The organism is Deinococcus sedimenti (assembly GCF_014648135.1).
GTDB classification, from domain to species: Bacteria; Deinococcota; Deinococci; order Deinococcales; family Deinococcaceae; genus Deinococcus; species Deinococcus sedimenti.
In genome coordinates, this window is the sequence record NZ_BMQN01000007.1 from 1 (window position 1) to 18,841 (window position 18,841).

19 protein-coding genes are annotated in these 18,841 nt (G+C 69.2%); 3 read left to right on the forward strand and 16 right to left on the reverse strand.

Annotation, left to right across the window (positions count from 1 at the left end):
* Positions 1-82 precede the first annotated feature (82 nt).
* The 7 genes from IEY69_RS13655 to IEY69_RS13685 all read right to left on the reverse strand — a co-directional run bounded on the left by IEY69_RS13655 (position 83) and on the right by IEY69_RS13685 (position 6,531).
* Positions 83-631: an HAD family hydrolase gene (locus IEY69_RS13655; RefSeq protein ID WP_189073712.1), complete on the reverse strand. Its 549-nt coding sequence runs from the start codon at positions 629-631 to the stop codon at positions 83-85.
* A gap of 52 nt (positions 632-683) precedes the next feature.
* The gene (locus tag IEY69_RS13660) at positions 684-1,187 is read right to left on the reverse strand and encodes a hypothetical protein (protein ID WP_189073713.1); all 504 of its coding nucleotides are present in this window, start codon (positions 1,185-1,187) and stop codon (positions 684-686) included.
* Positions 1,188-1,336: 149 nt separating this feature from the next.
* Positions 1,337-2,569, reverse strand: a complete 1,233-nt coding sequence (locus IEY69_RS13665) for a 2,3-bisphosphoglycerate-independent phosphoglycerate mutase (RefSeq protein WP_189073714.1) — start codon at positions 2,567-2,569, stop codon at positions 1,337-1,339.
* 220 nt (positions 2,570-2,789) lie between these two features.
* Entirely contained in the window at positions 2,790-3,608 is an 819-nt protein-coding gene (locus tag IEY69_RS13670) for a TerC family protein (RefSeq protein WP_189073715.1), read from the reverse strand.
* 372 nt (positions 3,609-3,980) lie between these two features.
* Positions 3,981-4,646 (reverse strand): tRNA (guanosine(18)-2'-O)-methyltransferase TrmH, encoded by a 666-nt coding sequence (gene trmH, locus IEY69_RS13675; protein ID WP_189073716.1) that lies wholly within the window; start codon positions 4,644-4,646, stop codon positions 3,981-3,983.
* The gene (locus IEY69_RS13680) at positions 4,643-5,512 is read right to left on the reverse strand and encodes a phosphotransferase enzyme family protein (RefSeq protein ID WP_189073717.1); all 870 of its coding nucleotides are present in this window, start codon (positions 5,510-5,512) and stop codon (positions 4,643-4,645) included. Before IEY69_RS13680 ends, trmH begins: the two co-directional genes overlap by 4 nt.
* Entirely contained in the window at positions 5,509-6,531 is a 1,023-nt protein-coding gene (locus tag IEY69_RS13685) for an MBL fold metallo-hydrolase (protein ID WP_189073718.1), read from the reverse strand. Before IEY69_RS13685 ends, IEY69_RS13680 begins: the two co-directional genes overlap by 4 nt.
* 125 nt (positions 6,532-6,656) lie before the next feature.
* On the opposite strand from IEY69_RS13685, the gene IEY69_RS13690 reads away from it, so the two are divergent.
* A complete protein-coding gene (locus tag IEY69_RS13690) occupies positions 6,657-7,217 on the forward strand; it encodes a hypothetical protein (RefSeq protein WP_189073719.1) in 561 nt (186 codons plus the stop codon).
* 28 nt (positions 7,218-7,245) lie between these two features.
* Here the strand turns inward: IEY69_RS13690 and IEY69_RS13695 are convergent, their stop codons facing one another.
* Entirely contained in the window at positions 7,246-8,586 is a 1,341-nt protein-coding gene (locus IEY69_RS13695) for a deoxyribodipyrimidine photo-lyase (RefSeq protein WP_189073720.1), read from the reverse strand.
* Between the two features lie 76 nt (positions 8,587-8,662).
* Positions 8,663-9,325 (reverse strand): trimeric intracellular cation channel family protein, encoded by a 663-nt coding sequence (locus IEY69_RS13700; RefSeq protein ID WP_189073721.1) that lies wholly within the window; start codon positions 9,323-9,325, stop codon positions 8,663-8,665.
* Between the two features lie 177 nt (positions 9,326-9,502).
* On the opposite strand from IEY69_RS13700, the gene rpmF reads away from it, so the two are divergent.
* Complete coding sequence (gene rpmF, locus IEY69_RS13705; RefSeq protein WP_046843905.1) at positions 9,503-9,685, forward strand: 50S ribosomal protein L32; 183 nt, start codon at positions 9,503-9,505, stop codon at positions 9,683-9,685.
* A gap of 108 nt (positions 9,686-9,793) precedes the next feature.
* Here rpmF and IEY69_RS13710 read toward each other — a convergent pair whose 3' ends face one another.
* The 3 genes from IEY69_RS13710 to IEY69_RS13720 form a co-directional block, all read right to left on the reverse strand.
* Positions 9,794-12,085 (reverse strand): DUF937 domain-containing protein, encoded by a 2,292-nt coding sequence (locus tag IEY69_RS13710; protein WP_189073722.1) that lies wholly within the window; start codon positions 12,083-12,085, stop codon positions 9,794-9,796.
* Positions 12,086-12,646: 561 nt separating this feature from the next.
* Complete coding sequence (gene paaZ, locus IEY69_RS13715; RefSeq protein WP_189073723.1) at positions 12,647-14,746, reverse strand: phenylacetic acid degradation bifunctional protein PaaZ; 2,100 nt, start codon at positions 14,744-14,746, stop codon at positions 12,647-12,649.
* A gap of 38 nt (positions 14,747-14,784) precedes the next feature.
* The gene (locus tag IEY69_RS13720) at positions 14,785-15,138 is read right to left on the reverse strand and encodes an immunity 8 family protein (protein ID WP_189073724.1); all 354 of its coding nucleotides are present in this window, start codon (positions 15,136-15,138) and stop codon (positions 14,785-14,787) included.
* Positions 15,139-15,171: 33 nt separating this feature from the next.
* Between IEY69_RS13720 and map the strand changes: the two genes are divergently transcribed.
* Positions 15,172-15,915, forward strand: a complete 744-nt coding sequence (gene map, locus IEY69_RS13725) for a type I methionyl aminopeptidase (protein WP_189073725.1) — start codon at positions 15,172-15,174, stop codon at positions 15,913-15,915.
* A gap of 32 nt (positions 15,916-15,947) precedes the next feature.
* Here map and IEY69_RS13730 read toward each other — a convergent pair whose 3' ends face one another.
* The 4 genes from IEY69_RS13730 to IEY69_RS13745 are packed head-to-tail and all read right to left on the reverse strand — an operon-like array spanning position 15,948 to position 18,833.
* Positions 15,948-16,826 (reverse strand): ADP-ribosylglycohydrolase family protein, encoded by an 879-nt coding sequence (locus IEY69_RS13730; RefSeq protein WP_189073726.1) that lies wholly within the window; start codon positions 16,824-16,826, stop codon positions 15,948-15,950.
* A gap of 47 nt (positions 16,827-16,873) precedes the next feature.
* Positions 16,874-17,386 carry a 1,2-phenylacetyl-CoA epoxidase subunit PaaD gene (gene paaD / locus IEY69_RS13735; RefSeq protein WP_189073813.1) on the reverse strand — a complete coding sequence of 171 codons (513 nt, stop codon included), beginning with the start codon at positions 17,384-17,386 and terminating at the stop codon, positions 16,874-16,876.
* Positions 17,387-17,415: 29 nt separating this feature from the next.
* Positions 17,416-18,195, reverse strand: coding sequence for a 1,2-phenylacetyl-CoA epoxidase subunit PaaC (gene paaC, locus IEY69_RS13740; RefSeq protein ID WP_189073727.1), 780 nt, complete (start codon positions 18,193-18,195; stop codon positions 17,416-17,418).
* Complete coding sequence (locus tag IEY69_RS13745) at positions 18,192-18,833, reverse strand: phenylacetic acid degradation protein (protein WP_189073728.1); 642 nt, start codon at positions 18,831-18,833, stop codon at positions 18,192-18,194. The genes paaC and IEY69_RS13745 overlap by 4 nt, the downstream gene beginning before the upstream one ends.
* Between the last annotated feature and the right edge of the window lie 8 nt (positions 18,834-18,841).

The window sequence follows — 18,841 nt, forward strand, 5'->3', positions numbered from 1 at the left end:
CCCCTGCCCCCCTGGGGTAGGGGGCTGGGGGGTGGGGAGGCCCGCCGCCAGGCGCAACCATTCCAACGGGTCGCTCCAAAGTTCAGTCGAGAACCCGCCCCCGCCACCCCCGCTTCTCCACCCGCTGCAGGTCGGGCGTGTCCGCGATGCTCAGCAGGTACCGGGCGAGGCGGGGCAGTTCGTCGTCGGTGGGGTCGCCGGTCCAGGGAGTGACGCGGACGAGGTGGCCGTAGCCGGATGCCCAGTTTTGTGGTCGGTCGTCGATGGCGAGGATGCGTTCGCGGGGGTAGCGGGACCGTATCCAGTTGGCGCGGAGTTTCCGGGCGGGTTTGCGGGGTTGGAGGTCGCCGTGTTCGTCGCGGTGCCAGGAGCAGCGGTCGCGGTGCCAGAGGAACGCGGCGGTTTGGGTGAGGTCGAGGCCGGTTTCGGTGTGGATGAGTTGGAGTCCGGCGTGCATCCAGTCGGGTGTGGCGGCGGTCCAGATGGCGTGGTCGTAGGCGGCGTGGGTGCCTATGAGGAAGTCGCGGAGGTGGGGGCGGAGGGTGATGTGCGCGGTGGTGTGGGTGGGGTCGGGGGTGCCGTGCCAGAGGGTTTCGTCCAGGTCGAGGATCAGGAGGGCTCTGGGGGGCATGGGTCAGGATAGGAGAAACCCCTCCGCGTGGGAGGGGTCTGTGGGGCTGGGGTTACTTGTTGCCCTGGGTTTTCTTGTACTGGCCGGGGGGCATGCCGCCGGGTTTTTTCTGCAGGCCGGGGGCTTTGGCCCAGGCGGCCTGGCGGGCCATGACGTTCATGAGGGGTTGGCGGGTGCCGTCTTTGGCTTTGACGATGATGCTCTGCGCGGTGAGGGGTTGGGCGGTGCTGATGGGCTGGGCGAGGGGGTAGATCTCTTTGGCGTAGGTGGTGGTGCCGGGGACCTGGGTCATGACTTGGACCTGGGTGAGGCGGGTGGTGGTGGGGTAGGCGGGGTTAACGACGATGCCGCCGCCGCTGCTGACGGTGGCGGCGGGTTGATTGGTGGGGGTGAGGAGGGTGACGCGGACGCCCTGGCTGAGGAGGTTGACGAGGTTGGCGGTGGTCTGGATGACGCTGGGGAATTGCATGGAGGCGCTGATGTTGACGCTGAGGGTCTGGGCGCTGGCGGCGCTGAGGGTGGCCGCGAGGGCGGTGGTCAGGATGGCTTTGTGCATGGGGTCCTCCTCGTTCCGTTGTGGAACGTAATGTGTACACCTTGCCGTTTGAATCTGACCCTGGGCTGAATGCGGTTTGAGGTTGGGTTGTGGAAACGGCCCCGTCGCCGGGGGGGCGAGGGGGCCGTGTGGGGACGGTGGGTGGGTGGTTACGCGCCGTACTTGTTGAGTTTTAGGGCGTTGGCCATGAGGAGCGGCATGAGGTCGGTGCCTTTGCGCAGGCCGAGGCTGCCTTTCAGGGCTTCGTCTTCGGTGTAGCGCTGGGCAAGGTCACGGCGGCCGTAGTTGCTGCGGATGAGCAGGGGGACGGGGTGCCAGGAGTGCGTGGCGAGTTTGCTGGGGGTGCTGTGGTCGCCGACGATGGCGATGACGTCGGGGTTCAGCGCGAGGAGCTGGGGGAGCAGCTGGTCGAAGAGTTCGATTTTCTTGACTTTGGCTTTGAAGTCGCCGTCCTCGCCGGTGCTGTCGGTTTTCTTGACGTGGAAGTAGAAGAAGTCGTATTTGCTCCAGTTGTCGCGCAGCGCCTGGACTTTGCCGTCGAGGGCGTCTTCTTCACCTTCGACGGTGAGGACGTCCATGCCGACGAGGCTGGCGAGGCCCTTGTACATGGGGTAGCTGGCGATGCAGGCGGCCTTGAGCTGGTAGGCGGCGTCGAAGCTGGGGAAGTGGGGGACGTCGCTGTACCCGCGGAAGAGGACGCCGTTGACCTGCGTCTCGTCCTTGAGGGCGGTTTCGGCGCGCTGCACGAAGGCGTTGACGAGGTCGGCGGTTTTCTGGCTGGCGTCGTCGTGGGCCTGGGCGGTCATGGGTTGCACGCCGGTCGCCTGGGGGTCCACGTCGCTGAGGTTCGCGCCGAGGGGGCTGCCGCCGTTCGCGCGGAAGACGACCACGAAGCGGTGCTCCGACTCGGTGTAGATCTCGACGGGCGTACCGTCGATGTCGGGGATGGCGGCCTTGAGTTTGGCGACGATCTCGGCGTTCTTCTCGTCGCTGGGGCGGCCCGCGCGGCGGTCCTGCACGATGCGGTCCGCGCCGAGGGTGGCGAAGTTGCCGCGCACGGCGACGTCGCCCGCGCCGAGTTTCACGCCGATGCCGACGGCACTGAGGGCGCCGCGTCCGACGATGTACTTCAGGGGGTCGTACCCGAAGAGGCTGAGGTGGCCGGGGCCGCTGCCAGGGGTGATGCCCGCGCCGACGAGTTCGACCTGCCCCAGCTGGCTCTGCGCGGCGAGCGCGTTGAGGTTGGGGGTGTTGGCGGCGGCGAGTTCGGTGTCGCCGTTCGTGTCGAGGGGCAGGCCGCCCACGCCGTCGAGGACGACCATCAGGATCTTGCTGTCGGTCGGTTTGGCGAGGTCGCGGATGGTGTCCAGAAGGTCGCTCATGAACGTCAGTGTACGCCGGACACGAACTGCGGCACGTCAGGGCATATGGGCAGGTGCGGTGGTCGCCAGGATGCCGCCGAGGCTGGATTTATCGTTCTGGACAGTGTTCACCGCAGTGATCACCGCCGGGCTTGAACCGGGTGCAACCTCGCCCCGGTGGGATCAGAGAGACGCGGGCCGCGTCCCGGTGAAGGGAGCGGCCCGCGCAGGGGGGGTGGGGTCAGCGGCCGTCGATGCGGCCGTCGCTGGCGTCGGCGACCGTCTCGTCGATCTCTTGGACGACGGCGTCGGCTTTCGCCTCGGCAGCCTCGTCGCTCATGGCAGGCTGACGGGTGGCGAGGAACGAGCCGATGATGCCGATGGCGGCCATGACACCCCAGAAGATCGGGGTGGGCATGTGCCAGTAGGGCACGGCGGGGAAGATCTCGTGCGCGGCTTCCAGGGTCTCCAGGCCGAGTTTCACGGCGATCCAGCCGACCAGCGCGTAGGCGACGTGGTCGAACGCGGGGTACTTGTTCAGGAGTTTCAGGAACACGGTCGCCGCGATCCGCATGAGGATCAGGCCGATGATCCCGCCGATCACGACGATGGTCAGGCCCTGCTCGCGCGGCATGCCGCGGGGAATCAGCGCGACGCCCGCGAGGATCGAGTCGACGCTGAACGCGAGGTCCGTGAGGTTCAACAGCACGACGGTCGCCCAGAAGCCGCGGCCCTTGGCGTTCGCGTCGGCCTCGTCCTCGGTGCTGCGGTGCTTCAGGAAGTGCGAGATGGCGAGGTACGCGAGGTACGCCGCGCCGAAGGCCCGCAGCCACCAGTACTCGAGGATGTAACTGGCGAGCAGCACGCCCAGGATGCGCAGGACGACCGCCCCGCCGATGCCGTAGGCGAGCGCCTTGCGTTGCAGGTCACCCTTGAGGTGGCGGACCATGACGGCCAGCACCAGGGCGTTATCGGCCGAGAGCAGACCTTCGAGGAGAATCAGGGTGCCCAGGATCGCCCAGAATTCGGGCGTGATGGGGGGCCTTTCCAGCCCGAACATCAGCGGGCTCCGGTGGCAGCGCGGGCCGCCTGTGGGGTGGTGTTGGTCATGTGTGGCTTTCCTCTGGCCCCACAGCCGCCTCGGGGGCGGCTCAAGAGGCGCGGTGTGGTCAGCCTAGTGGGTGCGACCGGCCTCAGCCCTGCTGCACGGTGAACGTTTTGCACGCAAGGTGAGCACGCGCCGGGGGACACCCGGACGGGTGCAGCGGGTGGAGTCCTACGGATTCCGTTTGTTTCGCTGACAATCCGGAACTTCACCGGATTGCCAGCTCCACGTCCGGAGGAGCGCTTTGCTCCTTCTCTGCTCCGCAGCTCTACGAGTCGCATCCGCTCGGGTTGAAAGATGTTGCACACCTTTCAACCGGAGTTCATATCAGGCGAGGATCTGCCCGTGCTCGTCCAGCGCGGGGTAGGCCTCGCCGCGCTCGCGGTAGCCGGGGGCGAGGTCGGGGTACGCCCACTCGAACGCCCAGCGGCGCAGCTCCGCTTCGCTCAGTTGCGGGGCGTCGTACATCCCGGCGGCGAGCCGCTGGCGCTGCGCCTCGAACAGGATGGTCGCGGCGGCAACGGACACGTTCAGGCTCTGCACCATGCCGAACATCGGAATGATGATGTTGTGGTCGGCGGCGTCGGCGGCCTCGTCGCCCACGCCCCACTTCTCGGCGCCCAGCAGGACGCAGGTGGGGCGGGTGTAGTCCACCTCGCGGTAGTCCACGCTGCGCTGCGAGAGGTGCGTGGCGAGCACCTGGAAGCCCTGCGCCTGCAGGTCCCGCACGGCCCCCACGGCCCCTTCGTGCTTCTGTACCGGCACCCACTTGTGCGCGCTGCCGCTGGTCGCCTCGAAGGTGTGCCCGTCGAAATCCACGAGCCGCCCGCCGCGCGGCGGGACCGCGTGCGCCTGCAGTACGCCCACCGCGTCGCAGGTGCGCACGATCGCGGAGAGGTTGTGGGGTTTGTTCACCTCGTCCATCAGGACGGTCAGGGTGGGCTGCCGCTTACTCAGCACGCGCAGGATCTTGGCGTAACGCTCCGGGGTCATAACGCTCCAGAGTACCGCACGCCCGGCAGCGCCGCCCCGAGCGCCCCCATCAGCGGGGAGCGCCGCGCGAGCATCCGCGCCGTCCAGCCGTCATCCCGCGTCCCGGCGCGCAGGTCGTGCAGGGCGCCAGTCAGCAGGTGTGCCCACCACAGCGCCGGGATCAGCGCGCGGTCCTCGTCGCTCAGGGGGCTCACCTCGGCGTACCCGTGGATGACGTCGTCGTGCGCGCCGCGCCACGCCAGCGCGAAGTCTGCCAGCGGATCGGCGGGCCGGGTGAATTCCAGGTCGAGCAGGCCCGTCCACTGGCCGTCCTGCACGCGCAGGTTCCAGGGCGTGAAATCCCCGTGGATCAGCCGCCGGGGCCGCGTATGGACGTGCGCGGTGGCGGCGCGGGCGGCATGCAGGTGCGCGCGGAGCAGGCCCACCCAGCCCGGCTGCGCGGCCTCGTGGGCGTCCAGCAGTGCGTCACTGGACGGATCATGTAGGACTGCCAGTTCGTCGGGAAAACCAGGGCGATTCTCCGGCAGAGGCACCGCCGCCCAGCGCCCGTGCAGGTCCGCCAGCCAGCGGCCCCGCGTGCGGGCGTCCTCGCGGGGGGCGGGTTGGCCGGGCACCCAGGCGTGCAGCGTCCACACCGCTCCATCCATTTCGGAGGGGCCGCGCAGCCGCCAGGACAGGTCCAGCCCGCAGCCGGTCAGGCGGGTCAGCAGGTCCAGTTCGTACGGCGCGGCATCCGGGTCGTGCCAGCGGCGCAGCGCGGCGACCTCCGACCCGGCGCGCACCTGCCAGTGGCGGTTCAGGCGGCCCCCCAGCAGCTGCGGGTCGCGCAGATCCCACTCCAGCAGCAGGTCAGGGGGCGGGGTCACGCGCGGGTGAACAGCGCCGCGCCGTCCTCGCGCGTGCTCTCGCGCAGCGCGCCTGTCACGGCCAGGTACTCCGCGAGCGCGGCGGTCTGGTCGAGCAGCAGCACCGCCTGAATGGGCCGCAGGCGCGGGTGCAGCGCCAGCAGCAGGTCGTGGACGGTCATGGGGTGCGTGCAGGCGGCCAGCAGGCCGTCCAGTTTCTCGTGCGTGCGTGCCCGCAACGCGTGAATGCGGGCACGGGGGTCACGCATGGGCCCATCGTGCCCACCCAGGGCGAGGGTCACGCCGTCCAGCACCTCCACGCGATCCAGTGAGTGCAGGAACGCCGCCACCCCGCTGCCGGGCAGGAACCGCGCGGGCATCAGCGGCGGCGAGTTCAGCGGCAGCAGGTGATCGGCACTCAGGAGCACGTCGTCCACGCGCAGGCAGATCTGGTTCCCCTCGTGCCCCGGCGTGTGGATGACGTGCAGCAGATCGTCCAGCACGTCCCCATCGTGCAGGGGCGTGGCGACCGGGAGGGCGCGCGGCACACTGAGGTTCGAGCCCCGGCGGCGGATGCGGCCGTCCAGTTCGCTGCCGGGCGGCAGGCCCAGCCACGCGGCCTGTGCATCGGGCGGAGTCAGCCAGGCGGCACGGATCGCGCCCGGCTGCTCGATGAACGGCACCGCCGAATGGAACGCCGCCACGGGCGCGTCCGTGTGCTCCCGCAGGGCACTCAGGCCACCCAGGTGATCCGGGTGCGGATGCGTGATCACGATCCGGGTCAGGGCCTCCAGACTGACCGCCTCGCCGTGCCCGTCCCGCACCGCCGCGAGACCCGCCCGCAGGTCCCCCAGGCTGTCCGGGCCACTCCCACCCGTATCCACCAGCGCCGCATACGCCGGGGCGTGCGCGTCACCACGCACGAGCAGGTACACGTTCGCGCGGAAATTCGGGAAGGCCCGCACCGGCACCGTGTACACGCGCGTGCCACCACTCGTCACATGCCGCGCGGGAAGGGACAGGGAAGCCACGTCGGTCATGAGTGGACTCTAGCGGGTGTACATGCTCAGGACTCCCACTCAGGGTGTTGCACGCGACAGGGGACTCCTCACGCTGGCATTTAAACCCTCAAGGAACGGTCTGTGGGGCGCGGTAGGGTCAGACCATGCACCTGCCTCCTGCTGTTCTCGCGCTGGGCACCATCGTCAGCCTGCCGCTGCTGTTGATCGGTGGTTATGTCTGGCAGGCGGGGCTGGATCTCCACTCGCCCTCATCGGCGCGCGGGTGGATTGAACTGTGCGCACGTGGCCGCGAGGACGTCTTCTGCAAGGCTGCGCAGCGCGTGGTGAATGACGTCAAAGGTCCGGTCATCCTGATCTACCCCGGGGTAACCGGAGACCATGACCTGCTGGCGTCACTCACCCGCTGGAAGGGGCGGGTTCCCACCGCCGGGGAACTGGAGGCCCTGGTGCGAGCCAATCTCTTTGAGGCGGCGGCGCTCCAGACAGGCCAGATGAGGTCCCTTGATGGGCAGCTGCGGCAGGTGACCTGTGATCTTCCCGATCAGCGCCGGGGCTGCCGCCTGGATGGGCTGCGCGTGGTCCGGCGGGCAGAGCCGTGGAACGATGGCGCGCTCTATCTTCCGGCCACCCAGGAGAATCGGCTGGACTTCCTGCCCCCACTGTCCTCTCTGTCACCTGTACCTCTGCGGAACGGGGGAGGTTGACCCTCTCACCTGAGGGGCCGAGCGGGGGTTATTCCACCCACTGCCGGGCGTATTTTTCGATGTCGAATTTGCGTTTCAGGCCGCCGGCGTTCATGTAGCGCACGGTGCCGAAGATGGGGCGGCGGGTCCAGGGGCGGTCGTGCAGGCCGAACACCCACCCGACGCCCACCCAGGAGTTCGGGTCGCGGCCGTCCTGTTCGTGGCGGTTGTTCAGCCACAGCAGCGTGTCGAAGGCCTGCTGGGGGGTGGGGGTCCATTCGATGACTTTCTTGCCCCAGTACATGCGCATGTAGTTGTGCATGCGGCCGGTGCGGGTCATCTGGCGTTGCGCGGCGTTCCAGTACGGGTCGTGCGTCTGCGCGGCGTCCAGTTCGGCGCGGGTGTAGGTGTGTTCGCGGCGGTCCCCGGCGTGTTCTTCCAGGGTGGCGCGGGCCCAGGCGGGGAGGCCCGCGTAGCGGTCGTAGTGGGGGTTGTAGGTGGTGTAGTTGAAGCTGAGTTCGCGCCGCACGATGAGTTCTTCCAGGAAGGCGTCGGTGTCGGGGCCGGGGTGTTCGCGCGCGGCGAGCGCGGCGGTCAGCGGGGAGAGGTGCCCGTAGTGGAGGTGCGCGCTGAGGCGGCTGCTGCCGTCCACGGTGGGGTCGTTGCGCCGGGTGGCGTACCCGTCGAGTTTGCGGGTGATGAAGTCTTCCAGCAGGTCGTGCGCGGCGTTCTCGCCGCCTTCCTCGTCGCCGGGGGGGACGCTGTGGTCGATGGGGAGGGTCTTCAAGAGGCGGGTAGGATCGGTGATGTCCTCGCCGCCGTCCCAGTCGCGCGCCCGGCGTTTCAGGTCGTGGACTTCCAGTGGGACGAGGTAGTCGTGCCACAGCCGGTGGATCTTCGGGCGGATGGTCCGCGCGGCATACTCCTGTTTCCCGCTGACGGCGCGCACCGGGAGGACGGCCTCGGATTCCACCTGCACCAGCGGCACGTCCAGCCGGTCGGCCAGCCACTCGCGCCACTCACGCTGCAGGCGGGTGTAGCCCACGTCCGTCACGACCAGCGCCGCGCCCTCCCCTGCCGCACCGAGGGCCACCTCGGGCGGGTTTCCCAGCGTCACGCGCAGCGGCACGTCCCGCGCGGCGAGGTTCATCCGCAGGTCGCGCAGGCCCTCCAGCAGGTACGCGTAGTGACGGGCGTTCGCCTCGGGGTAACCGGGCGTCAGGCCGAACGCGGCGACCAGGGGCAGGTTCAGGCGGTTGGCTTCGCGCACGGCGTATTCCAGGGCGTGGTTGTCGCGGGTGCGGACGCTGGCCTGCACCCACAGCAGCACGAATCCCTCCCGGCGGGGCGTGCCGGGCCGCAGCGGCTGCACGCGGGCGTCATGGATCATGCCTGCCGTTGTACCAGTCGCGCGGCCCGCGCGGGGGTGGGATCGCTGACCGTTCCCTGGCAGCTCACGTCGGGGCTCAGCCCTGCGGGTTGTCCTCGGGGAGGCGGCGCACCGGGAGGCGCACCCAGCCGCGCCGGGAGATCCAGCGCAGCGCCCACACGACCAGCGCGCCGCTGAACTGCGCCTGGAACGGCGTCACGTGCGGGTGCAGCAGCCACACGGTCAGCGCTCCGGCGGCGGCGGCGGTGGCGTACAGCTGCTCGCTGCGGTACATGATCTCCGGGACCTCGTTGGCGATCAGGTCGCGGATCACGCCGCCGCCCACGCCGGACAGCATCCCGGCGAACACCACGCCCAGCGGCCCCAGCCCGAAGTTGATCGCGCCGATCGCGCCGGACGCCGCGAACAGGCCCAGGCCGACCGTGTCGAAGATGCTCAGCGTGCGCTCGAAGCGCGCCAGTCGCGTGCCGAACGCGAACGCCAGCCCGGAGCCCAGCAGCGCGGCGTACAGGTACGTCTCGTCCCGCAGGAACAGTGGAGGGGTCTGCCCGGTCAGCGTGTCGCGGATCGCGCCGCCGCCCACGGCGGTCACGCAGCCCAGCACCAGCACCCCGAACAGGTCGAAGCGTTTGCGGACGCCCAGCAGCGCGCCGGACATCGCGAAGGCCAGCACGCCGATCAGGTCCAGGACGCGCAGGCCGGTCTCCAGCGTGATGGGCGCCCACTCGAGTTCATGCACGTCACCCACTGTAAAACGCCGGTCCGGGGGCGCGGTCCTCTTTCATGAACAGCGCGGCCCGCGTCACTGTCCCCCGTTGCCGAGGGTGTGCTATACTCCCCGCTGTTGTCTCGGCTGGGTTCCCCCGGCGAGAATCGCGCCCCGGCGGGAAACGCCGTGTGGCCCAGGAGAACAGACATGGCCAAGCACCCCGTTCCCAAGAAGAAGACCAGCAAGAGCAAACGCGACATGCGCCGCAGCCACCACGCCCTCGTCGCGCCCAACCTGACCGAGTGCCCCCAGTGCCACGCGAAGAAGCTCAGCCACCACATCTGCCCCAGCTGCGGCTACTACAACGGCCGCCAGGTGCTCGCGGTCTAATCCCCGCCCGCACGGAATCCGCCCCCGCCCCGCGCGGGGGTGTTTTCTTGGCTGGCGCAGAAAGGCCCGCGTCCTCCGGGCGGAGGCGCGGGCCTTGAAGGCGGTTCCTTATTGTCCGACGGTGAGGTTCACGGTGCTCAGGGGCGCGGCGGCCGCGTCACCCAGCGGGCGGACCTCGTACGTGATCTGGCCGGGGCCGGGGCGACTCTGGTAGCTCCAGCCGCAGGTGGCGTCCAGCGGCACGTCCTTCGTGCCGATGACCCGCGCGCCGCGCCGGACGGTCACGCTGTACCCCCGGCCCTCACCGACTCCGCCGAAGCGGAAGGGTTCGTTCACGGTCTGGCCGTCCGTGATGCTCAGGGTGTAGTCCTTGGTGCAGTCGGCGGCGCTGGCGGTCGCGTCGGGCGCGCTGATCGTCGCGGTGACCGTCCCGAGGTCCGTGCCGTCCGGGCCGCGGAGCGCGTACGTGTGCGCCCCGGCGGTGGGGCTGGGCACGTCGAAGCTCCACGTGCCGTCCTCCCCAATGGTCAGGTTACCGAGGCTGGTGTCGTCCTCGAACAGTTCGACCTGCTGCCCGGCGGTTCCCGTGCCGCGCAGGGTGAACGTCCCGGCGGGCAGCGTGGCGTCCGCGGCGGGCTCGCTGATCGCGAAGGTCGCAGTCGTGTCCGTGCCACCAGTGTCCGTCCCGCTGGTCTCTGTAGTGCTGGTCTCTGTGGTGCTGGCCTCAGTGCTGCCGGTGCCTGTGCCCTCGGTCCCCGCGCTGGCGTCCGTGACATTCACCTTCAGTTCGCTGCGGCCACCGCCGCCGTCCACGCTGTACGTGTGTTCGCCGGGGGTGGGTGCGGGCAGTTCGGCCGACCATGCGCCGTCCGCGCCGACCGTGGCCTTCCCGACCTCCTGCCCCTGATCCGAGATGGTCAGGTCCGCGTTCGCGGGTCCGGTGCCGCTCATGGTGAACGGCTCGGCCGGGAGGTCCGCGCCGGACGTGGGGTTGGTCACGAGGATGCTGGCCGCCGCCTCGCCAGTCGCGGCGGGCGGATCGGTGCGGTTCTGGTTCACCAGCCAGCAGCCCCCCAGACCCAGGAGCAACAGGAGCGGAATGATCCACCAGGGGAACCCGCGCCGCCGCTCGACCGGAACTGGCGCCGGCGGGGGGGGTGGCGTGGTCGTCACGGGCGTCACCGGGGTGGCTGCGACCGGCACCGCCGCAGCGGGGGCGGCTGGAGGGGCACCGGCAGTGACGTCGTGGTCGAGCAGTGCGTTCAGGCCACTCATGCCCGCCGGGAGCAGGCCCCACAGGTGCCCATTCAGGCTGGCCAGCAGCGTCCCGAACGGCTGGGCCGCCAGACTGCCCGCGCGGGCCCGCGCGCCCAGCAGCGCCAGCAGCAGCGGCGCCAGCAGGGCCAGCAGACGCGTGGCGTTCGCTCCGCTGCTGCCCAGCGCCGACCCCAGACGCCCCGCGACCGGATTCAGGTTCGGGAAGAGCGTGCCCAGCAGCGCCCGTCCCTGCCCCTCCAGCCGCGCCGTCTCGGCCGGATCGGCCAGCAGCGCGGTGTTCAGGTTCCCCCCGTCATCCACGAGGTCCCGGGTGGCGCCGCTGCGGTCGAGCAGGTCCTGCGCGCCGACGTTCGTGCCGGCCCGCCGCACCAGGGCGGCCAGCAGCACCGGCAGGGCCGCCTGCGTCGCGCGCCCAGCGCCGGACGCGCTGTACCCGGCGGCCACGCCCACCTTCTCACCGGCCGCGCCAGACAGCTGCGCCCGCAGCCATTCCAGCAGTGCCGGGCCGGTCAGGGCGTCCAGCGCTCCTCGGTCAGACCCCACCCCAGCCGGGGCGGCCAGAGGCTCCGGCGTGACTGGAGGTGCAGGCGTGACCAGAGATTCTGGCGTCACGGGCGGCATCTCGTCCAGCCCGGGAACCGGCACGATGGGCGGCGTGGTCCGCAGTTGCCCACTGAGGTCGTTCAGCAGGGGCGTCACGTTCGCGCTGCTCAGTCCCGCTCGGCCCAGCAGACTCAGGAGCAGCGGAAGGGTCAGTTGCAGGACCCGGTCCGCGTCCTCCTCACTCGTGCCGGCCTGACCGGCCACCTGCCGAGCCAGGGTACCGGCCCGGTCGCCCAGCAGCGCCGGCGCCAGCAGCTCACCGGCCTGCTGGAGGTTCGACGCGCCGTCCGGCTCGTTCAGAACCGCGGCGACACTGTCGAACGGAGGCAGGCTGGCGACCGCCTCAGCGATGTGAGGTCCGGTGGGCGTACCGGCCTGCGCGGCCAGAGCGTCAAGTTGCAGGGGTAGACCGGCGTCCAGAAGGCGCCGCGTTCGGTCGGCATCCAGATCCGCCGCCTGCGCCAGGCGCGCCACGCCCGAATCATCAAAGAAGGAGTGCAGCAGTTCAACGAAATTCATGAGGGCCTCCCAGACGGACCTTGCCCCGTCCGTCCTGACCATCCCCACCCGCAGGCAGGGTTGTGCCGGATACCGCCACCGTACCACCGGCCCGGAACGCCCGGCAGGCGCGGCGATTCACGAATCCTTGACCCGCCCCCGCTCAGCACACGCTGCGGTGCGTCCCCTGAACGAACTCCAGACGGTTCCCGAACGGCTCGTGCAGGAACGCACGGGCCACCCCGGCCTCCCGATCGACGAGGCACGGCCACGGCACGGCTCCGCTGCACCGCTTCGGGTCCCACGAGTTCCGGCAGGCCCGGGAACGCCCCGAAGAACGCGCAGGCCTGCGCCTCGCACCCCACCGGGGCTTCGATCTGCACAGGACATCAGAACTCTGGTTCCAGGCCCCTGCGGACACCGCACCGCAGAGGCCCTCCACCGCCACTGCGATGTCCCCCTGCCTGCTCGCTCCGCTCGGGTGCGCCTGCGGCTCACCGGAAGATTCGGTGAGCCGGTCCAGTGATGACCGGGGCGGAGGGGAGCGCCTGCACCCCCTCCACCCCCGGTCACCCCCCGGATTTACGCCTGGACGCCGATCTCCTCGGCAGGCGGGTCGAACTCGTCACGGGCGCGGTCCACCAGCGTGAGGATGTCGTACGTGGCGACCAGCGCGCCATCCTGGTTGGTGATCTCGCTGCGCCACTCGACCACGCCGGTCGGGCGGGTCTCGCCGGGGCGCAGGTCCTTCCGGATCTTGCGCTTGCAGGTCAGCCGCGTGCGGATGGTGTCCCCGATGCTGACAGGCTCGACGAAGCGGAGGTTCTCCAGGCCGTAGTTTGCGAGCACCGGCCCCGGCGCAGGCGACACGAACTGCCCGGCCGCCGCCGAGATCAGGAAGTACCCGTGCGCCACGCGCTTCCCGAAGATGCCCTCCTTGGCCCCGATCTCGTCCACGTGCGCGTAGAAGTGATCGCCGGTCAGGCCCGCGAAGTTCACGATGTCCGCCTCGGTCACGGTGCGGCGGTGCGTGAGGAGGCTGTCCCCCACCTGAATCTCGTCGAAGGACTTGCGGAAGGGATGGACGACATCCTCGGTCACTTCGGCGCCGGGCACGAACTCCCGCGTGATGCTGGTGAGGGTGGTCGGGTCGGCCTGCACCGCCACACGGTTCATGTGATGCCGCACCGCGCTGAGGCCCCCCAGTTCCGAGCCGCCCCCCGCGCGGCCCGGCCCGCCGTGATTCAGCTGCGGCAGCGGCGACCCGTGCCCCGTATTCTCCTTCGCGTTGTCACGGTTCAGGACCAGCAGGCGGCCGTGCGAACTCGCCATGCCGAGCACCAGTTCCGTCGCCTCGGCGCGGTCACGGGACACGATGCTCCCGGCCAGCGAACCCCGGCCCAGCTTCGTGAGGTGAACGGCGTCCTCCAGCGAGTCGTACGGCAGCAGCGTCGCCACCGGCCCGAACGCCTCCAACTCGTGCGGCCCCCGCGCGGTCAGGGGGGTCTCGCACAGCAGCACCGTCGGGTCGAGGAACGCACCCTTCTCGCGGTCGCCGCCCAGCAGCGTCGCCTCGCCGCTGATCACCACACGCGCCTCCTGCTGCAATTTCGCCAGCGTCTCACGCACCCGCTCACGTTGCTCCACGCTCACCAGCGCGCCCATCCGCACGTCGTCGCGCGCCGGGTCGCCCAGCGTCACCTTCGCCAGCTCGCGGCGCAGGCCCTCCGTCACCGCCTCCACCAGATGGGACGGGACCAGCGCCCGGCGGATCGCAGTGCACTTCTGCCCGGCCTTCCCGGTCATCTCGCGCGCCACCTCACGCACGAACAGCGCGAACTCCGGGTCCTCCGGCTTCACGGACAGGCCCAGCACCGACGCGTTCAGGCTGTCCGCCTCCGCATTGAACGGCACCGACCGCCCCACGATCGCCGGATGCACCCGCAACTTCGCCGCCGTCGCCGCCGACCCCGTGAACGCCACCACATCCTGCTCCTCCACGTGATCCAGCAACGACCCCGGCTCCCCCGTCACCAGCTGCAGCGACCCCTCCGGAATCAGACCCGACGCCACGATGTCCCGCACCACCCGCTCCGTCAGGTACGCCGTCTGCGGCGCGGGCTTCACCAGACTCGGCATCCCCCCAATAAAGGCGGGCGCGAACTTCTCCAGCATCCCCCACACCGGGAAATTGAACGCATTGATCTGCACCGCCACGCCCTCCCGCGGCACCAGCAGGTGACGACCCACGAACGTCCCCTCCCGCCCCAACCGCTCCACCCGCCCGTCCGGCCAGAAGCGCTCGTCCGGCAGTTCCCGCCGCGCCGCACTCGCGTAACTGAACAGTGTGCCGATCCCACCCTCGATATCCACCCACGAATCCCGCCGGGTCGCGCCCGTCAGGGTGCTCATGGCGTAATACGCCTCCTTGCGCTCCATCAGGAACGCGCCCAGCGCCCTGAGCGCCCGTGCCCGCTCATGGAACGTCATGCGCCGCAACGCCCCGCCCGCCCGCCGGCCGTACGCCAGCGCCCCACCGAAATCCACGCCCTCCGACGAGATCACCGCCACCGGACGCCCATACACCGCGTCCACCAGCACCTGCCCATCCGCATTCGCATGCCACGAACCAGACACGTAAGACGCCGGACGAAGAAGATCAGAAGAGATTGATTGAGTCATATACGTTCCTCCAGTTGACAAGCCAGTTCCACGCGGCATCAGGCATAGGTGTCGAACTCCCACTGCATCCGCCGGGCCAGTTGTGCCACCACGATGTCCCAGGTCTCACCGACACAACGCGAGACCATCCGCTGCAAGACCTGCACGATCTCCACCCGATTGAATTCCTCCACGATCAGCAGATCCCAGCGCCACACGAACCCCTGCGACGCGCACTCCCGCCTCAGCCAGTCCGGCGAACAGACCGTCAGGCTGAAGGAATCCGCCGCATCCCCACCCACAGGCCCGACATAGAGCCGGAGCTCTACCCCGAAATCCGCAGGATGGTCCGGCGCGAAACTCTCGAACGACGAGTGATCGGCCAGCGAGATCAATTTCAGCTCAGCGATCATCCCACTCCCCCGACCGGGCGTTTACACTGCCGCATGACAATCACCACGCAGCATGAACTGGACGGCATGACCCTCGCCGGGAAGGTCGTCGCCCGCACCCTGGACGCCCTGCGCGCCGCCGTCGAACCGGGCGTCACGCCCGCTGAACTGGACGCCCTGGCCGGGCAGATGTTCGCGCAGTTCGGGGCGTTCTCCGCGCCGCGGGCCGAGTACGGCGCGCCCGTGAACGTGTTCATCAGCGTGAACGACGACATCGTGCACGGCCTGCCCACCAACCGCCCGCTTCAGGCGGGTGACGTGGTGTGCATCGATGTCACGCCGAACGTCGGCGGGTTCGTCGCGGACGCCGCCATCACGGTCGCCGTGCCACCCGTCTCCCCCACCGCCGCCCGCCTCATCGAGGCGGCCGAGGCGGCCCTGGCGCGCGGCCTGAACGCCGCCCGCGCTGGGCAACCCCTGAACGGCATCGGGCGCGCCATCCAGACCGAAGTGCAGCGCCGGGGCTTCACGCTCCTGCCGGAACTCCAGGGGCACGGCGTGGGCCGCGCCATCCACGAGAAACCCGACGTCCCCAACTATTACCGCCCCGCACTCCGCAAACCGCTGCACGAGGGGCTCGTGATAGCCGTGGAACCCATGATCAGCACCGGCCGCAGCCCCCGCGTCCGTACACGCCGCGACGGCTGGACGCTCGCCACCACCGACGGCGGCCTCGCCGCCCACGTCGAACACACCATCATGATCACAAAGGGGAGGCCGGTGATCCTGACGGCGTGAGCATGAGTGTGTCCCGGCGCGGAGTCTCAAACTCACAACATTCCCGTAAACCACTCTGGATAGATTTCACGGCGAGCCATCCAATCAGAGGGGAGTGGATTCCGGCTGCTGAGGGCGACGATGCTGCCCACGATGGCGCAGATGGTGTCCCGGTCGCCTCCAGCACTGACTGCGTTCCAGACGGCTTCCTCGTAGTCTCTCAGATGATTAGCGGCGCACCATATGGCGAAGGGGACGGTGTCTTGAGCAGAAATCTCACTGCCGTTCCCGAGCATCTGGCCTGCGTGAACAGGTGACGTTCCCGTTGAGAGTCGGCTGGCCCGGAGCAGGCGACTTCTGACCGCACTTTCGGGAACATTTGATGCGACACCCAGGATGAATTCTGTGGGCGACGACCAATGATCTCGGCAGGCCAGAGCCGCAGCTAAGGCGACCGCAACGGCTCCTGCAATAGCTTCCGGGTGCGTGTGCGTGGTCAGGCTGGACAACTGCGTCTGCTCGACGCAGGTAGGAAGATCATCTGCGAAGAAGGCACCAATAGGACCGGCCCGCATGGCGGAACCATTCCCCCACGAGCCCTGCCCCTCAAATGCTCCGGCGATGGTGGCACGCCATTCAGCGCCTTCGTGTATATCCGACAACACGCGCCGCATGCTGGGGCCGTAACCACGGGTCATGTCATGTCGCAGCGCAAAACTTTGCATCAGGCTGTCTTGTTCGATCTGACCATTTTGACTGAGATTCAGCACGACTGACAGGGCCATCTCGGTATCGTCGGTGTAGTTCCACGGTTGATCGGGAATCTTACGGTGTCCGACCAGTTCCTCGAACTGCGCCACGTCAGTGAAGAACAGCTCTCCGAACTGATCCCCGAGAGTCAATCCGTCCAGAGATCGCAGGGCGCGTTGCATACGGCTTCCATCAGGGTGAGACACCACCTGACTATAGGCAGTGGACATCACACGCTCTTGAAGCCCTCGAAGGGTTCGCGGCAGGCGTCGCAGACGTACATGCGCTTGCAGAGGGTCGGGCCGAACGAGGCGGTCATGCGGACGTTCAGGCTGCCGCAGCGGGGGCAGCGGGTGGGTTCCGCGTCCAGCTGAATGAGCTGCCCTTCCCCGGTGGGGGCGGGGGGCGCGATGCCGTACTGCCGCAGCCGCTCCCGTGCGTCGTCGCCGATCCAGTCGGTCGTCCACGGGGGCGTGAGGGTGCTCCTGACCTCGACGTCCGTGACGCCCAGGTCGCGCACCGCCTGCTCGATGCTGCCTTTGATGACGTGCAGGGCGGGGCACCCGCTGAAGGTGGGCGTGAACGTCACCGTCACGCGCCCCGCGTCGCCCACGGTCACGTCCCGCACCATGCCCATGTCCGTGATGCTCACGACGGGAATTTCAGGGTCTGGAACGCTGGCGAGCGCGGCCCAGATCGTGGATGGTTGAAGGTTGACGGTCGATGGAGCGTGTTCCTCCATCAACTTTCCACTCTCAACCTTCGACTGTTTCACCAGACCTCGGCGTCGGGGTGTTGCCGGGCGACGCTCTGCATTTCTTCCAGCAGGGGGGCGAGGTGGTGGGTGTGCGTGTCGCGGCCGGGTTGGGTGGCGGGGGCGTCGGGGAGGGTGAGGCCGCATTTGTCCACGAGGTGCCGGGTGACGAGGTCGGTCCAGCGGGCGTGCACGGCGTTCAGGTCGGGGAGGATGCCCGCTGCGGTCAGCTCGGCTTCACCCTCAACCGGCTGGAAGAGTTGCGCGGCGTGCGGCCACAGTTCCGTCAGGGCGGCCTGGGTGCGGCGTTCACTCTCGGGGGTGCCGAGGGCCAGACGTTCGACCCACAGCGCGGTGTGCTGCACGTGGAATTTCTCCTCGCGCACGGCCTTCGCGGCGATCTCGGCGAGGGGCGCGTAGGTGCTGCGGGTGGCGGCTTCCAGCCACAGGGCTTCGGCGGTGTCGTACAGGAACTGGCGGACCATCGTGAACGCCCAGTCGCCTTTCGGAAGTTCCACGAGGCGGGTGTTGCGGTAGTCGTCCGGGCCGCGCCAGAACGCGACCTGGTCGGGGTCGCTTCCGCCGAGGGTCTGCGCGAGACTCAGGTATAGCCCGGCGTGCCCGAGTTCGTCCTGCGCGATGTTCGCCAGCGCGATGTCCTCTTCGAGGATGGGGGCGTGTCCTGTCCACTCGCCGTCCCGGTGCGCGAGGATGATCTCGTCGTCGGCGAGGACCGTGAGTTTCAGGAGGAGCGCCTGGGTCTGCGTGTCGGTGAGGGTCTGCGCGGGGGCGGTCATGGGGTCACCTTCGTGGCGTCGTGCGGGTGGTCGTACACCTTCTGCTCCCCGATGTGGGGTTCCTCGTTCACCTGCCGGGGCATCAGCCCGGCGCGTTTCAGTTCGCCGACGTGACGGCCGATCACGCCGTAGTGCTGCTGCTGCTTGTACGTCTTGTCCTTCGCGGGCGCGAACCAGCTCTCGACGGTGCCGGGGTCCTCGTCCGTGCGGACGACGGCTGTTTCGGGGAACACCATCCAGGCGAGCACGTCGGGGTGCAGGCTCTGCGCCTGCCGCAGCGCGTCGCCGCTCCCGCTGGCCTGCACGGTGCCGCTGAGGTCCACGAACGTCATGCTGCGTTTGTTCGTGCGTTTCACGCCCACGTGGTACGTCCCGGCCTCGCCCGGCGAGTCCAGCAGCGCAGGATTCGTGGTGAGCTCCTCGGGCGTGGCGGTCAGGATGTCGTCCTCACGCACGCACCAGAGGCTCACGGCGGCCGGGCGGCGCACGAACACGTTCCGCGCCGTGAGGAGCGCATGCGGCGGGTCACCCGCGTGCACGCTCCCCACCGCCTGATGCGGGCGGTTAGGGGCGTCCTGCTTGAACACCTCCCAGCGCGGCCACTGCGTATCGGAGGAAGGGAAGTGAGGTTGAGTCATGGGTGATT

What these genes read in the sequence shown, in the direction of transcription:
- IEY69_RS13655 (WP_189073712.1), bottom strand. Translation starts at nt 631, where the DNA reads ATGCCCCCCAGAGCCCTCCTGATCCTCGACCTGGACGAAACCCTCTGG.
- IEY69_RS13660 (WP_189073713.1), bottom strand. Translation starts at nt 1,187, where the DNA reads ATGCACAAAGCCATCCTGACCACCGCCCTCGCGGCCACCCTCAGCGCC.
- IEY69_RS13665 (WP_189073714.1), bottom strand. Translation starts at nt 2,569, where the DNA reads ATGAGCGACCTTCTGGACACCATCCGCGACCTCGCCAAACCGACCGAC.
- IEY69_RS13670 (WP_189073715.1), bottom strand. Translation starts at nt 3,608, where the DNA reads ATGTTCGGGCTGGAAAGGCCCCCCATCACGCCCGAATTCTGGGCGATC.
- trmH (WP_189073716.1), bottom strand. Translation starts at nt 4,646, where the DNA reads ATGACCCCGGAGCGTTACGCCAAGATCCTGCGCGTGCTGAGTAAGCGG.
- IEY69_RS13685 (WP_189073718.1), bottom strand. Translation starts at nt 6,531, where the DNA reads ATGACCGACGTGGCTTCCCTGTCCCTTCCCGCGCGGCATGTGACGAGT.
- IEY69_RS13690 (WP_189073719.1), top strand. Translation starts at nt 6,657, where the DNA reads ATGCACCTGCCTCCTGCTGTTCTCGCGCTGGGCACCATCGTCAGCCTG.
- IEY69_RS13695 (WP_189073720.1), bottom strand. Translation starts at nt 8,586, where the DNA reads ATGATCCATGACGCCCGCGTGCAGCCGCTGCGGCCCGGCACGCCCCGC.
- rpmF (WP_046843905.1), top strand. Translation starts at nt 9,503, where the DNA reads ATGGCCAAGCACCCCGTTCCCAAGAAGAAGACCAGCAAGAGCAAACGC.
- IEY69_RS13710 (WP_189073722.1), bottom strand. Translation starts at nt 12,085, where the DNA reads ATGAATTTCGTTGAACTGCTGCACTCCTTCTTTGATGATTCGGGCGTG.
- paaZ (WP_189073723.1), bottom strand. Translation starts at nt 14,746, where the DNA reads ATGACTCAATCAATCTCTTCTGATCTTCTTCGTCCGGCGTCTTACGTG.
- IEY69_RS13720 (WP_189073724.1), bottom strand. Translation starts at nt 15,138, where the DNA reads ATGATCGCTGAGCTGAAATTGATCTCGCTGGCCGATCACTCGTCGTTC.
- map (WP_189073725.1), top strand. Translation starts at nt 15,172, where the DNA reads ATGACAATCACCACGCAGCATGAACTGGACGGCATGACCCTCGCCGGG.
- IEY69_RS13730 (WP_189073726.1), bottom strand. Translation starts at nt 16,826, where the DNA reads ATGCAACGCGCCCTGCGATCTCTGGACGGATTGACTCTCGGGGATCAG.
- paaD (WP_189073813.1), bottom strand. Translation starts at nt 17,386, where the DNA reads ATGGAGGAACACGCTCCATCGACCGTCAACCTTCAACCATCCACGATC.
- paaC (WP_189073727.1), bottom strand. Translation starts at nt 18,195, where the DNA reads ATGACCGCCCCCGCGCAGACCCTCACCGACACGCAGACCCAGGCGCTC.
- IEY69_RS13745 (WP_189073728.1), bottom strand. Translation starts at nt 18,833, where the DNA reads ATGACTCAACCTCACTTCCCTTCCTCCGATACGCAGTGGCCGCGCTGG.